The sequence below is a fragment of the Streptomyces atroolivaceus genome, assembly GCF_000717025.1.
In the GTDB taxonomy this organism is placed as follows: Bacteria; Actinomycetota; Actinomycetes; order Streptomycetales; family Streptomycetaceae; genus Streptomyces; species Streptomyces atroolivaceus.
Map to the genome: position 1 here is coordinate 210,998 of NZ_JNXG01000004.1, position 13,765 is coordinate 224,762.

General features: G+C 74.3%; 11 protein-coding genes. 5 read left to right on the forward strand and 6 right to left on the reverse strand.

The genetic code is table 11. The features are described from left to right. The first annotated feature begins 48 nt into the window (after positions 1–48). Positions 49–1,893 (forward strand): bifunctional sugar phosphate isomerase/epimerase/4-hydroxyphenylpyruvate dioxygenase family protein, encoded by a 1,845-nt coding sequence (locus tag OO67_RS12545; RefSeq protein ID WP_033299778.1) that lies wholly within the window; start codon positions 49–51, stop codon positions 1,891–1,893. Here OO67_RS12545 and OO67_RS12550 read toward each other — a convergent pair whose 3' ends face one another. The 5 genes from OO67_RS12550 to OO67_RS12570 are packed head-to-tail and all read right to left on the reverse strand — an operon-like array spanning position 1,894 to position 7,580. Then, on the reverse strand, positions 1,894–2,772 hold the full coding sequence (locus OO67_RS12550; RefSeq protein ID WP_051709314.1) for an ECF transporter S component: 879 nt from the start codon (positions 2,770–2,772) through the stop codon (positions 1,894–1,896). It lies immediately after the preceding gene. Continuing rightward, entirely contained in the window at positions 2,769–4,502 is a 1,734-nt protein-coding gene (locus OO67_RS12555; RefSeq protein WP_033299779.1) for an ABC transporter ATP-binding protein, read from the reverse strand. The genes OO67_RS12550 and OO67_RS12555 overlap by 4 nt, the downstream gene beginning before the upstream one ends. Continuing rightward, positions 4,499–5,644: a cobalt ABC transporter permease gene (locus OO67_RS12560; protein ID WP_033299781.1), complete on the reverse strand. Its 1,146-nt coding sequence runs from the start codon at positions 5,642–5,644 to the stop codon at positions 4,499–4,501. The genes OO67_RS12555 and OO67_RS12560 overlap by 4 nt, the downstream gene beginning before the upstream one ends. Then, entirely contained in the window at positions 5,641–6,324 is a 684-nt protein-coding gene (locus OO67_RS12565) for an SCO2322 family protein (RefSeq protein WP_033299782.1), read from the reverse strand. Before OO67_RS12565 ends, OO67_RS12560 begins: the two co-directional genes overlap by 4 nt. Beyond that, entirely contained in the window at positions 6,321–7,580 is a 1,260-nt protein-coding gene (locus OO67_RS12570; RefSeq protein WP_033299784.1) for an SCO2321 family membrane protein, read from the reverse strand. The genes OO67_RS12565 and OO67_RS12570 overlap by 4 nt, the downstream gene beginning before the upstream one ends. Positions 7,581–7,904: 324 nt before the next feature. Here OO67_RS12570 and OO67_RS12575 point away from each other — a divergent pair, with 324 nt between their 5' ends. From OO67_RS12575 to OO67_RS12585, 3 genes are all read left to right on the forward strand, one after another. Continuing rightward, complete coding sequence (locus tag OO67_RS12575; RefSeq protein ID WP_033299786.1) at positions 7,905–8,366, forward strand: hypothetical protein; 462 nt, start codon at positions 7,905–7,907, stop codon at positions 8,364–8,366. 303 nt (positions 8,367–8,669) lie between these two features. Next, positions 8,670–9,455, forward strand: coding sequence for a 3-hydroxybutyrate dehydrogenase (locus tag OO67_RS12580; protein WP_033299788.1), 786 nt, complete (start codon positions 8,670–8,672; stop codon positions 9,453–9,455). A gap of 42 nt (positions 9,456–9,497) precedes the next feature. Then, positions 9,498–11,474: a helix-turn-helix domain-containing protein gene (locus OO67_RS12585; protein WP_033299789.1), complete on the forward strand. Its 1,977-nt coding sequence runs from the start codon at positions 9,498–9,500 to the stop codon at positions 11,472–11,474. Between the two features lie 89 nt (positions 11,475–11,563). Here the strand turns inward: OO67_RS12585 and OO67_RS12590 are convergent, their stop codons facing one another. Further along, positions 11,564–12,169, reverse strand: coding sequence for a TetR family transcriptional regulator (locus OO67_RS12590; RefSeq protein WP_033299791.1), 606 nt, complete (start codon positions 12,167–12,169; stop codon positions 11,564–11,566). 232 nt (positions 12,170–12,401) lie between these two features. Here OO67_RS12590 and OO67_RS12595 point away from each other — a divergent pair, with 232 nt between their 5' ends. Next, positions 12,402–13,715 (forward strand): glycosyltransferase family 4 protein, encoded by a 1,314-nt coding sequence (locus tag OO67_RS12595; RefSeq protein ID WP_033299792.1) that lies wholly within the window; start codon positions 12,402–12,404, stop codon positions 13,713–13,715. Positions 13,716–13,765 lie beyond the last annotated feature (50 nt).

The following is a 13,765-nucleotide window of genomic DNA, read 5'->3' on the forward strand; positions in this document are numbered from 1 at the left end:
GCCACACCGCGGCACCGAAGCCGCACCGATGCCCGCAGGAGGACCGACATGCGTACGTCCATCGCCACCGTCTCGCTCAGCGGAACGCTCACCGAGAAGCTCGCCGCGGCAGCGCGCGCGGGCTTCGACGGCGTCGAGATCTTCGAGAACGACCTGATCGGGAGTCCGCTGAGCCCGGAGGAGATCGGGGAACGGGCCGCGGATCTCGGCCTGACGATCGATCTCTTCCAGCCGATGCGCGACATCGAGGCCGTGCCCGCCGACGAGTTCGCCCGCAATCTGCGGCGCGCCGAGCACAAGTTCCGGCTGATGCGGCGGCTCGGCGCCGACACCGTCCTGGTCTGCTCCAGCGTGTCGCCGTACGCCGTCGACGACGACGACCTCGCCGCCGAGCAGCTGCGCCGGCTCGCGGACCTCGCGCAGGAGGCCGGTGTCCGGGTCGCGTACGAGGCGCTGGCTTGGGGCCGCCACGTCAGCACCTACGAGCACGCCTGGCGCATCGTCGAGGCCGCGGACCATCCCGCACTCGGGGTCTGCCTGGACAGCTTCCACATCCTGGCCAGGGGATCGGACGTGACCGGGATCGAGTCCATCCCGGGTGACAAGATCTTCTTCCTGCAGCTCGCCGACGCCCCGCAGATGGCCCTGGACGTGCTGCAGTGGAGCCGCCACCACCGCTGCTTCCCCGGCCAGGGCGACCTCGACGTCGCCGGGCTCGTGCGGGCGGCGGTCCGTGCCGGATACGACGGGCCCCTCTCGCTGGAGGTGTTCAACGACGTCTTCCGCCAGGCGGACGCGGGCCGCACCGCGGTCGACGCCCGGCGCTCGCTGACGCTTCTCCACGAGTCGGCGGGACTGACCGCGCCTCCGGCACCGGTCGTCCCCACCGGATTCGCCTTTGTCGAGATCGCCACGGCCGACACCGCCAGGATCGCACCCCTGCTGACCGCGCTGGGCTTCTCGCGTACGGCCAGGCACGCGGGCAAACCGGTGGACCTCTGGGAACAGGGCGAGGCCCGCATCCTGCTCAACACCGACACCGGAAGCCACCGGCCGGAACCCTCACTCACCGCGGTGGGCCTGGAGAGCCCCGACCCGGCGGGGGCATCGGCACGGGCCGAGTCGCTGCTCGCGCCCGTCCTGCCCCGGCGCCGCGCCCCGGGCGACGCCCCGCTGGACGCGGTGGCCGCGCCCGACGGCACCGAGTTCTTCTTCTGCGTCACCGGCCGCCCTGCCCCGTCCGAGGGCGAGGCCACCGACAGCTCCGGATTCGCCGGCAGCCCCGTCCGCGCCGGGTGGACCGGTGACTTCGCGCCCGCCCCGCACACCCCCGCCCCCATCGGGATCACCCGTGTCGACCATGTCGCCCTGACCCAGCCCTGGCACCACTTCGACGAGGCGACCCTCTTCCACCGCGGCGTGCTCGGCCTCCGCCCGCACGCGAGCGTGGACCTCGCCGACCCCTACGGCCTGCTCCGCAGCCGCGCCGCCAGCAACGAGGACGGCACCGTGCGCATCGCCCTAGGGGTGGGGGCGTCCCCGACGGAGGACCCCGCCCGCGGGGGCAGGCCCCAGCACGTGGCGCTGGTCACCGACGACCTCGTCACCACGGTCCGCCGCGCCCTCGCGGCCGGCGCCCGGATGCTGCCGGTTCCGCCCAACTACTACGACGACCTGGCCGCGCACCACGAGTTCGCCCCGGGCGAGCTGGAGACCTACCGGGACCTGGGCATTCTCTACGACCGTGACGAGAAGGGGGAGTTCCGGCACTGCTACACCGTGACGACCGGCCGCGTCTTCTTCGAACTGGTCGAGCGCAGCGGCGGATACGACGGATACGGCGCCCGGAACGCCCCCGTCAGGCTCGCAGCGCAGCACGCGCTGGCCGAATGATCAGTCCGCCCGGGCCTCGGAGGAGGTCCGGGCGTCGGAGGGATTCCGGTCGTCGAGGGAATTGCCGGCGTCGAAGGAGGCTCGGGCGTCGAACGCGGCGCGGCGCGTGGCCCGGCGCAGCGCCCGCAGCAGCGTGGGGCCGAGGGTCAGGGTCAGCACAACGGTCAGGACCGCGCGGCCCAGGTCCCAGCCGAGCGAGGTGGCGAGGCAGTACGCGAGGAAGCGGACGAGGTTCTCGTGCAGCGGGGCGCCCTCGGCGAAGGAGATCCCGGTGCCGAGCCCTCCCACGAGCGTCCAGCCCTGCAGGTTCATCGCCGTGCCGTACGCGAACGCAGCCACGCATCCGTACGCCGCGAGCATCAGCACCTCGCCCCGGCCGCGCAGCCGCTCCGGACCGGGCAGCAGGCCCGCGCCCATCGTGAACCAGCTCATCGACAGCATCTGGAAGGGCATCCACGGCCCCACCCCTCCGGTGAGCAGGGCGGAGGCGAACATCGTCACCGAGCCGAGCACGAAGGCGAAGCCGGGCCCCAGGACCCGGCCGCTCAGCACCATCAGGAAGAACATGGGCTCCAGGCCCGCGGTCCCCGCACCCAGAGGGCGCAGCGCGGCGCCCACCGCGGCGAGGACGCCGAGCATCGCGACCGACTTCGCGTCCAGGCCGCCGTCCGCGACCGTCGCGACGACCACGCCGACGAGCAGGACGAGCAGCGCGGCGAACAGCCACGGCGCGCCCTCGGAATGGGTGGTGACACCGGAGCCACCGCCCGCCAGCAACGGCCAGCCGAAGGCCATCACCCCGATCGCACTGACCAGGACGAGCGCGGCGGCGGCACGCGGGCCGATGCGCACCGGGCGGGCGGAACGGGAGCCGGTCATGCGGCGGGCCCCCCCGGGGCGGACGCCTCCAGCGCCGTGCGCACCTGCCCCACGGTCAGCCACTGCCGCGGGGCGAGGATCTTGGCGGTCTGCGGGGCGAACGCGGGGGAGGAGACCACGACCTCCCGGGTCGGGCCGTCGGCCACGACCTCACCGTCGGCCAGGATCACCACCCGGTGGGCCAGCTCCGCAGCCAGCTCCACATCGTGCGTGGCCAGGATGATGGCGTGCCCCGCACCCGCCAGCCGGCGCAGCACGCCGACGAGCCGCGCCTTCGCCGCGTAGTCCAGGCCGCGCGTCGGCTCGTCCAGGAGGAGCAGCGGGGGCCGGGCGGTGAGCACCAGGGCGAGGGCCAGCGCGAGCCGCTGACCCTCCGACAGGTCACGGGGGTGGACGTCGTCGGGCACCCCGGGCAGCAGCTCGGAGACCAGCGCCCGGCAGCTGCCCGCCGGCGCGCCCGCGTCGGAGTCGGCCGCGGCGCACTCCGCGCCCACCGTGTCCGCGTACAGCAGGTCACGGGGCTCCTGCGGGACGAGCCCGACCCGGCGCACCATGTCGCGGGGCGGGGTGCGGGACGGGTGCAGACCGCCGACGAGGACGGATCCCGTGGTCGGTCCGGTCATCCCGACGAGGGTCGTCAGCAGCGTCGACTTGCCGGCGCCGTTGCGCCCCATCAGTGCCACGGTCTCACCGGGTGCGACGGACAGGGTCACCCCGCGCAGCGCCTGGACCCGCCCGTGCCGCACTCCGAGTCCCTCGATCCGGACGGCGGCGTCGAGGACCGGAGGCCGTTCGGGTGCCGGGGCCGGCCGACGGCCCAGCAGCCGGCCCAGGAAGCCGGGGCGGGCGGCAGCCGGAGCGGGGAGCGGGGCCACCACGGCGTCCGCCGGGGCCTCGCGCGCCGGGGGTTCCACGTCGGCCAGCCGTTCCCGCAGGTCCACCGCCCGGCGCCGGGCGTCGCGCACCGACAGCGGCAGCGGGTCCCAGCCCACCAGCCGGCCCAGTGCCACCACCGGCGGCCGGACGGGCGAGAGCGCCATGACGTCCGCTGGCGCACCCATCACGGGGGCGGCGCCGGGCGCGGGCAGCAGGAGGACCTGGTCCGCGTACTGCACGACACGTTCCAGGCGGTGCTCGGCCATCAGGACCGTCGTCCCCAGGTCGTGCACCAGCCGCTGGAGCACCGCCAGCACGTCCTCGGCCGCGGCCGGGTCCAGGGCGGACGTCGGCTCGTCCAGGACCAGGACCTTCGGATGAGGGGTGAGGACCGAGCCGATCGCGACCCGCTGCCGCTGGCCCCCGGAGAGCGTGGCGATCGGCCGGTCCCGCAGCTCGGCGAGCCCCAGCAGATCCAGCGTCTCCTCGACCCGGCGCCGCATCACGTCCGGGGCGAGGCCCAGCGACTCCATCCCGTACGCCAGCTCGTCCTCGACGGTGTCCGTCACGAAGTGGGCGAGCGGATCCTGGCCCACCGTGCCCACCAGATCGGCGAGCTCACGCGGCTTGTGGGTCCGGGTGTCACGGCCGCCGACCGTGACCCGGCCGGTCAGCGTCCCGCCGGTGAAGTGCGGCACGAGACCGGACACCGCGCCCAGCAGAGTCGACTTGCCGACACCGGACGGACCGACGACCAGCACCAGTTCGCCCTCGGGGACCGTGAGATCGATCCCGGACAGGGTGGGGCGCCCGACGCCCTCGTACCGCACCGAGACCTGCTCGAACCGGATCATGCGAGCTCCTTGGAGTCCGAGGGGGAAGAGGGCACCGGCGCCACCGCGGCGGGCAGCAGCCCGACCAGCACGGCGGCGGCCGGCCACAGCGGCAGGACGGGAGCCGTCAGAGGGACGACGCCGGGGCGCAGGGCGTCCGGGTCGGTGGCCCCCGCCCAGATCATCGCCGCCGCGACGGCCACGCCCGAGGCCGCGACGAGCCAGGCGCGTACGCCCCAGCGGTCCGGCCGGTAGCGGGTACGGACCGAGCGGCGCCCGCCGAGTCCGAGGCCGGCCATCGCCGCGGCCAGCCCCACCAGCAGCAGCGGCAGTCCGTGTACGGCGCCCTGCGCGGCCAGCAGCCCGTACGTCCCCGCGCACACGCCCAGCAGGCCGCCGAGCGTCAGCACGTGCGTGGTGCGGCGGACGGCGGGCGGGACCTGCGCGGTGCGCCCGTACCCCCGCGCGTCCATCGACGCGGCGACGGCCACCGAGCGCTCCAGCGCGCCCTCCAGCACCGGCAGCCCGATCTGGAGCACCGCCCCGATCCCGCCGGTCGGACGGCCGCGCAGCCTGCGGGCCGTCCGCAGCCGCGCCACGTCGGCGACCATGTTCGGCGCGAACGTCATCGCGACGACGACGGCGACCCCCACCTCGTACAGGGCGCCGGGCAGGGACTTCAGCAGCCGGGCCGGGTTGGCCAGCGAGTTCGCCGCACCGACGCAGATCAGCAGCGTGGCCAGCTTGGCCCCGTCGTACAGCGCGAAGACCAGTTGCTCCGCCGTGACGCGGCCGCCGATCCTGACCCCCTGGGCCCAGTCGGGCAGCGGCACCTCGGGCAGCGTGAACAAGGGGTGCGTACCGGGGACGGGGGAGCCGAGGAAGACGGAGAAGACGAGCCGGACGGCGATGACGAAGAGCCCGATCCTGATGAACGCCCCGTACGAACGCGCCCACGGCGCGTCGGTGCGCCGCGCCGCCACCACATAGCCCGCCACTCCTACCAGCAGCCCGAGCAGCAGGGGGTTGGTGGTACGGGACGCGGCGGTCGCCAGCCCGAGTGCCCACAGCCACCAGGCGCCGGCCGGCAGCGCGTTGCCGCGGGTGGCCTCGGGGGCGCGCAGGGCAGGGCGGAGCCGGGCCGCACCGGTCGAGCGGGTCATCGGCGGCGGCGGGCCTGCAGCACAGCGGCGACGCCCAGGACGAGCACCGCCCCGACGCCGGTGAGCACACCGGCCGACGGGCCGCCGCCTCCGGAGGCACCGTCGGGGTCGCGCTCGTCGGCCGAGGAGGCCGTGGCCGGACCGCCGGAGTCCGTGGCGCCGGAGTCGCCCCCGGTCTGTTCGCCACAGCCCGACCGCGGATAGCCCGTGATCGCGCAGAGCATCGCGGAGGTGTCGTACCGCAGCGGCTTCGCCACCGCGGCGAGGGCCTCCGCCGTGCTCGCGTCCGGCGCCACCCGGGCACAGGCGGTGCGCAGCGGTGGCGGCTTCTCGCCCTCCGGCGCGTCGGCCGCCGTACCCGGGTCGATGACCAGTGCGATCCGCTTGAGGCCGCCCTTCGCCGGGGTGGCCGCGCAGACGGCCCCGAAGTCCGGCGCGCGTCGTGGCTGCGCCGAGTCCTGGGAGTCGTCGCTCACCGAGAAGCGGAACCCCTGCACCGCGCCGTCGTCCGGCCGGACCACGGAAGGCCCCTGGGTGGCGTACGTCCAGCCCTTCCCGCCGTCGCTCTCCCAGAACGACCAGTAGCGGTAGCCGGCTGCCTGCGCGCTCCCGGTGCCCAGCACGGCCAGCACGGCGCCGACGAGAAGAAGCAGCACCGCCCTGCCCAGCGGGCGGCTCACAGCTGCTGGTTCTTCCGGCGTCCGCTGAGCAGGAAGCCGATGCCCGCACCGAAGGCGAGACCGATGCCGATGATCCACCAGAGGCCGAGCCCCTCGTCGTCGCTGCTCGTGTCCGCGGGCTTGGAAGGTGCCGTCGCGGTCGGCGAGGGCACGGCGGTGGCGGCGGGCGCCGGGCCCGTCGCGTTGAGCTGCCGGACGAGGTCGACGCCGCCGAAGTCACGGGCGTCCGCGCCGGTCGCGTGGGCGGCGAGCACCAGCTGGGCGGTGGCGGCGGGGCCGCCCTCCTTCGCCCAGCCCTGTGCGTGCTTCTCCAGGTACGCGACCGCTCCGGCCGCCTTGTCCTTGTGGCCGGACGCGGCCAGCGCCACGACCGCGTCCGCCGTGTTCCCGAAGTCCGGCTGCGGCGCGGACTCCTCGGCGCCCGGCATCGGCGGCAGATCCAGGTGCCCCGTCCCACCGAGCGCCTTCGCCAGGTGGAAGGCGCCGTTCTGCGCGGACTGCTCGGGGGTGAGGCCGGTGCCCTTGTGGCAGACGGGGGCCTTCACCGCGTTGTAGTTGCCCGCGGCCAAGCCCTTGCCCATCGCGCCGAGCACCGCGGCCGCCGTGGCGTCCGCGTTGGCGGTGAGCACGCCCTTCTTGTCCGGCTGGTAGGCGAACGCCCCGCCGTCCTCGCCCCCGCAGGGCAGCGCGAAGGTCTGAAGCGCCGTGTACGGGGTCTTCCCACCCGCCTTGGTGACCTCGGCGAGCGGCACGCCCGCCCGGGCCAGGGCCCCGGTCACGACGCCGGTGGAGTTGGCGTCGCTCGGGCTGCCCGGGTTGTAACCCCAGCCGCCGTCCGCGTTCTGCACGGACTTCAGCCAGGCGACCCCGTTGTCCACGACCTCACGGTGCACACCGAGCTCGACCAGGGCCTGGACCGCCGCCGCCGTGGCGTTGGTGTCCGCGACCGTCATGGCGTCGCAGGGCTCGGAGGCGTCGCGGTACGAGGGGAAGGCGCCGCTGTCGCACTGCTGGCCGACGAGCCAGTCCACCGACTGCGCGGCGGGGGTGACCAGCTCGATCTTCTGCGCGAGGAAGGCCAGCGACTGGCGCCACACACCGTCGTACGTCGGGTCCTTGGTGCCGTACAGCCCCGCCGGGAGGCCGGGGGCCGAGGGGGACGGGGACGGACTCGGCGCTGCGACCGCCACCGGGGCGGCCGCTCCACAGAGCACGGCGGTGATCGCGAGCGCTGCCGCGCGGCGGCGTACGGACATGGCGGGCTGGGCCTCTCGAATGGCATTTCCCCCGCTCGCTCGGACTGAGCCGAGCGCTCAGGGGCCGGGTCGGCGCCGGATTCGCACCGGCTTCCCCCTGTACGGGCATGATGACGACCCGCCCACTCTACCGGGGCCCTCCCGGACCCCTCCGGGCGGACAGCCGCCGTGCGCGGGCGAGAGGTCTTCCCAGCAGTTCAGAGCCCGTGCGAAACTCCGGCGGGGGTCACACGGGCGCGGGCCCGTGCGGGAAGGACGACCGGGTGGGAAACAGCAGTGCGCAGACGAAGGGCGGCGGCCTTCTCCGCCGTGGCGGCAGGACTCATGACGGTGACATCGGCCTGCGGCCTCGTCGGGGAGAGTGAGGGCGCTCCGGCCCCCTCCTCCCGGGAGCCCGCCCCGCCGTTCACCACGCAGACGGTCGCCGACGAGATAGCCGGCTTCGCCCGTGCCGGGGGGCTGCCTGAGGGCGACACCTCCACGGCAGACCTGCCGGAGGGCGAATGGCGTAAGTGCGTCGTGCCCTGGACGGGCGACGCGCCGGCGGCGGGGGCCGCCGGCGCGTTCGAGGGAACCGTGCTGCGGTTGCGGCAGCACGACTGGGAGATCGTCTCCAGCCACGCCGAGCGGGACGTCACCTACCGCACCCTCGCCAAGCGGGGCTGGAAGCTGTACGCCCGGCACCACGCCGTCAAGGGCGCGGGGCAGACCGTGTCCCTCACCGCCGTCGAGGACGGCTGCCGGCTGCCCGGGAGGATCAGGAGCACCTACGAGGACCCGGCCTGACAGCCGGAGCCGGCGAGCACGAAGTGGCCCGCCGGCGCCTCCCGGAGGGTGTGGGTGACGAACACGTTGTACAGCCCCATGTCCTGCGCCGAACCCTTCGCGTAGGCGTGGCCGCCCGAGGTGTACGGCCGGCCGCCACATGCGCGTATCTCGTCGCCGTGAGGCTCTCGCGTGCGGTCCGGGCCCCCGGCCGCACGCCACGCCCAGCGGCAGGCACCACGTACGCCGCCACCATGCGGCCGCACCGGGGTGTGTGCACCGGCCCCATGTGATGCGGACGGCGACGTCCTTACGGTGACGCCCATGCAGACTTCCCGGACCCCTCAGCACGGTCCCCCCGCCCCCTCCGCACTCGCCGGACGCACCGCCCTGGTCACCGGGGCCGCGAGCGGCATCGGACTGGCCTGCGCGGAGGCACTCGCCGCCGCGGGAGCCCACGTGCACGTCGTGGACAAGTCGGGCGACGCCGCCAGGAGCCTGGCCGACCGGATCGGCGGAACCGCCTGGGTGGCCGACCTCTCCGTGGCGGAGGCGGTGGACGGACTGCCCGCCGACGCGGACATCGTGGTCAACAACGCGGGGCTGCAGCACGTGGCGCCCGTCCACGAGTTCCCGCCGGACCGCTTCGCGCTGGTCCACCGCGTGATGGTGGAAGCACCGTTCCGCATCTTGCGCCGCACACTCCCCGGCATGTACGAACGCGGCTGGGGCCGCGTCGTCAACATCTCGTCCGTACACGGGCTGCGCGCCAGTCCCTACAAGTCGGCCTACGTCTCGGCCAAGCACGCACTGGAGGGGCTCAGCAAAGTGGTCGCACTCGAAGCGGCGCCGCACGGCGTCACGAGCAACTGCGTCAGCCCCGGCTACGTCCGCACGCCCCTGGTCGAGGACCAGATCGCCGACCAGGCACGCAGCCACGGCATCTCCGAGCAGGAGGTGGTGGGCCGGGTGCTGCTGGAACGCAGCGCCCTCAAGTCACTGATCGAGCCCGGTGACGTCGCCGGTGCCGTCCTGTGGCTGTGCGGGCCAGGCACGGCGCACATCACGGGCAGCTCCCTCACGATGGACGGCGGCTGGACCGCCAACTGACGTCCCGACCACCCCCGGAGCCCGGAAGAACGATGGCCGCCCATGTCTGAACCGCCCCCCTCCGCCACACCCCTCCTGGCCCACCTCCTCGACCTGCTGGCCGACGACGCACCCGCCGAGGAACTGGGCGCCGTCACCTCGGCGGCCAGGACCGCGGGCGTGCCCGCGGCCGAACTGGCCGAGGTGGAGCGGGCGGCCGCCACCGCCCTGCGGATCAGGGGCGCCCTGCGCCAGCACCGGCGCAGGGAACTCCAGCTCACCGCCCTCTTCGACACGGCCGGCGACCTGGCGGCCTCCCGGGACCTGGACGACGTGCTGAAGGCGATCGTGCGGCGCGCCAGGATGCTGCTCGGCACCGACACCGCCTATCTCACGCTCCCCGACGAAGAGGCCGGGGACACCTACATGCGGGTGACGGACGGGTCGGTGTCCGTGCTGTTCCAGCGGCTCCGGCTCGAACTGGGCGAAGGGCTCGGCGGCCTGGTGGCGCAGACCGCGAGCCCGTACGCGACCCCCGACTACCGCACGGACGACCGCTTCCGGCACACCCGCAACATCAACGCCGGTGTGCTGGACGAAGGGCTGGTGGCGATCCTGGGCGTACCCCTGCTGCTCGGCTCCAGCCGGGGCGGCACGGGCAAGGTCATCGGGGTCCTCTTCGCCGCCGACCGTGCCGCGCGGGTCTTCAGCCCCGACGAGGTGGCCCTGCTCTGCTCGCTCGCCGCGCACGCCGCCATCGCGATCGACACCGCCCGGGCGCTGGACGACACCCGGACCGCCCTCGCGGAACTCGCCGGCGCGAACGCGGAACTGGCCGAGGCCAACGCCGCCGTACGCGCCCACTCGGCCGCCATGCGGCGCGCGGAGGAGGCCCACGACCAGCTCACCGACCTGGTGCTGCGCGGCGGCGACGTGAAGGACGTCGCGGTGTCCGTCGCCGGGCTGCTCGACAGCCCCCTGACCATCCACGACCCCGGTGGGCGCCCGCTGGCGGCCGTACGGCCCGACGGCACCGGACGCGCCGCCGACAGCATCGATGCCGACTGGCTCGCCGGCACCGCCGAGGAGTCCCGTCACGGGGCGCGCGCCGTGCACCGCGACGGGCGGTGGATCTGCGCGGTGCTCGCCGGCCAGGAGCTCCTCGCCGGCCTGGTGCTGCACCGGCCGGACCGGCTCGACGACTCCGACCGGCGGCTCTTCGAACGCGCCGCCGTCGTCACCGGGCTCCTCCTGCTGCTGCGCCGCACCGTCGCCGAGACCGAGAACCGGATACGGGGCGAGCTGATCAGCGACCTGCTCGGCGACCCGGAGCGTGATCCGGCCGGGCTGGCCGAGCGGGGCCGGAGGCTCGGCATCGACCTGGACCGGCCGCACCTGCTGCTGGTGGCGGAGGCGGCGGCCAGGGAGAAGCTGGGCGGCGCCGCGATGCGGTATCTGTTCGGCGGGGACATCCACGGGGTGAGCGCCGAACACGCGGGCACCGTCGTGCTGCTGATCGACTGCGACGACGCGGGCGCGCCCGCGGGCGCCGCCGCACGTGCGGCCGCCGCGCAGCTCGGCCACCTCGTCCAGGCGCCCGTCACCGTCGCCGCCACGGGACCGGCGGCCGGCGCCCGCGAACTCGCCGCCGCCTACGCGGAGGCCGCTCGCTGCCTGCGGGCCATGCGGGTGCTGGGCCGTGAGGGCGAGGGGGCCTGCGTCGACGAACTCGGCTTCCTGGGCGTCGTCCTGGGCAACGCGAAGGACGTGGACGGCTTCGTGACCGCCGCCCTGGGCCCGCTCCTGCGGTACGACGAACGGCGCGGCACCCATCTCGTACGGACGCTGCGCGCCTACTTCGGCGCGGGCGGCAGCCTGATCCGGGCCAAGGACGAGCTGCACGTGCATGTGAACACCGTGGTGCAGCGACTCGACCGTATCCAGGTGCTGCTGGGCCGCGACTGGAACGAGCCCGACCGCGCGCTGGAGCTCCAGCTGGCGCTGCGGCTCCACCTGCTGTCGGGCGGCCGGGAGGGCTGAGCTCGGGGGAGTGGACCGGGCCCACCCGCACGCGGGGCCGGACCCGGCCACGGTCGGGTGCCGGTGCGGGCACCGCACACGGGCAGGTCTCAGCGCCTGTCCGCCGGAAGGTCGATCAGCCCGCACACCGTCTCGATGTCGCGCTTCACCTGGGCGATCGACTCCCGCCCCGACAGCCAGGTGATCAGCGCCGAGTGCCAGGTGTGCTCGATGACGCGGACCACGGACAGCTGCTCCTGCGTGGGCTCCTCCACTCCCATCGCGTCCAGGACGATCGCCGTGGTCAGCCGGGAGACGGCGTCCACCTCGGGGCTCACACCCCGGTCGGCGAAGGTCAGTGCACGCACCATGGCGTCCGCCAGATGGGGATCGCTCTGGAGCGCCCGGAAGGCCCGCATCAGGGTCTCGGACACCCGCCGGGCGGCGTCGTCCCCGGCGGGCGGGCGCCTCCGGAGCGTGATGTGCAGGTGCTGGAGCTGGTCCTGCATGATCGCGACCAGCAGATGGACCTTGGACGGGAAGTAGCGGTACAGCGTGCCCAGGGCGACCCCGGCGGCGTCCGCGACCTCGCGCATCTGGACGGCCTCGAAACCACCACGCCCGGCGAGCTGGGCACCGGCCCGCAGGATGCTGCGGCGACGGGCCTCCTGGCGTTCCGTCAGGGGAGCCGCTGCCGGCCTGGCTTCCGCTGTCATGTGTCCCCATTCACAAAGGGAGAACCGGTTCCCTGTCCGGCCGGGCGCCGCTCTCCGGGCGCGCACAGCCTGCCAGGGCGTCCGTCGTGGCGCGAATCACCTGATCCGGCCGTCACGCCGACGCTACCTGCCGGTAGATTCGGTGCGGATTGAACGAACGAGTCTGAAACTTGTTCTAGATTAGCGCGACCGGTTACGCTCCGGCGAAAACGCAGTGAGAAGGGGGCCGAGTGTGACCGCTGAGGCCATAGAGTCGGGCCCCTTCGCGGGCGGCAGTGCGTCGGGCACCGACGGTGACCGGCCGTTGCGCATCGCGCTCCTGACCTACAAGGGCAACCCCTTCTGCGGCGGCCAGGGCGTCTACGTCCGCCACCTCGGCCGCGAGCTGGCCCGGCTGGGCCACAGCGTGGAGGTGATCGGCGCCCAGCCCTACCCCGTACTCGACGAGGGCGTCCCGCTCACCGAGCTGCCGAGCCTCGACCTCTACCGCCAGCCCGACCCGTTCCGCACGCCGGGACGCGGTGAGTACCGCGACTGGATCGACCTCGCCGAGGTCGCCACCATGTGGACCGGCGGCTTCCCCGAGCCGCTCACCTTCAGCCTGCGGGCACGGCGTCATCTCCTCGCCAGGCGGGGCGACTTCGACGTCGTGCACGACAACCAGACGCTCGGTTACGGCCTGCTCGGGGATCTCGGCGCCCCCCTCGTCACCACGATCCACCACCCGATCACCGTCGACCGCCGGCTGGACCTGGACGCGGCGGAGTCGGCGCGCCGCAGGCTCTCCGTGCGCCGCTGGTACGGCTTCACCCGCATGCAGAAGCGCGTCGCCCGCCGCCTGCCGTCCGTCCTCACCGTCTCCGGCTCGTCGCAGCAGGAGATCACCGAGCACCTCGGGGTGCGCCGGGACCGAATCCAGGTCGTGCACATCGGGGCGGACACCGGCCTCTGGTCGCCGGACCCCTCCGTGGCCGAGATCCCCGGCCGGATAGTCACCACCTCCAGTGCCGACGTCCCGCTCAAGGGCCTCGTCCACCTCGTGGAGGCCCTCGCCAAGCTCCGCACCGAGAACCCGGCGGCGCACCTCGTGGTCGTCGGCAAGCGGGCCGAGCGCGGCCCCGTCGCCCAGGCCATCGAGCGCTACGGACTCCAGGACGCCGTCGAGTTCGTCAAGGGCATCAGCGACGCCGAACTCGTCGACCTGGTCCGCAGCGCGCAGGTGTCGTGCGTCCCGTCGCTGTACGAGGGCTTCTCGCTGCCCGCCGCCGAGGCCATGGCCACCGGGACCCCGCTGGTCGCCACCACGGGCGGCGCCATCCCGGAGGTCGCCGGACCCGACGGGGAGACCTGTCTCGCCGTGCCGCCCGGCGACGCGGGGGCGCTGGCCGCCGCTCTCGGCCGGCTCCTCGGCGACCGTGAACTCCGTGCCCGCCTCGGCGAGGCCGGCCGCGCCCGGGTACTGGCCAACTTCACCTGGGCCAAGGCCGCCGTCGGCACCGTCGAGCTGTACCGTCAGTCGATCGCAGCCCGGGGAGCCCGCAGGTGAGCGCCCCCGTGGCTCCCGGAATCCGTACCTCCGACCTCGAAGGCAGGCCC

Bases quoted from the DNA above. Each gene is read 5' to 3' on its own strand.
- OO67_RS12585 (WP_033299789.1), top strand. From the start codon at position 9,498: ATGTCTGAACCGCCCCCCTCCGCCACACCCCTCCTGGCCCACCTCCTC.
- OO67_RS12570 (WP_033299784.1), bottom strand. From the start codon at position 7,580: ATGTCCGTACGCCGCCGCGCGGCAGCGCTCGCGATCACCGCCGTGCTC.
- OO67_RS12590 (WP_033299791.1), bottom strand. From the start codon at position 12,169: ATGACAGCGGAAGCCAGGCCGGCAGCGGCTCCCCTGACGGAACGCCAG.
- OO67_RS12550 (WP_051709314.1), bottom strand. From the start codon at position 2,772: ATGACCGGCTCCCGTTCCGCCCGCCCGGTGCGCATCGGCCCGCGTGCC.
- OO67_RS12575 (WP_033299786.1), top strand. From the start codon at position 7,905: ATGACGGTGACATCGGCCTGCGGCCTCGTCGGGGAGAGTGAGGGCGCT.
- OO67_RS12545 (WP_033299778.1), top strand. From the start codon at position 49: ATGCGTACGTCCATCGCCACCGTCTCGCTCAGCGGAACGCTCACCGAG.
- OO67_RS12555 (WP_033299779.1), bottom strand. From the start codon at position 4,502: ATGATCCGGTTCGAGCAGGTCTCGGTGCGGTACGAGGGCGTCGGGCGC.
- OO67_RS12580 (WP_033299788.1), top strand. From the start codon at position 8,670: ATGCAGACTTCCCGGACCCCTCAGCACGGTCCCCCCGCCCCCTCCGCA.
- OO67_RS12560 (WP_033299781.1), bottom strand. From the start codon at position 5,644: ATGACCCGCTCGACCGGTGCGGCCCGGCTCCGCCCTGCCCTGCGCGCC.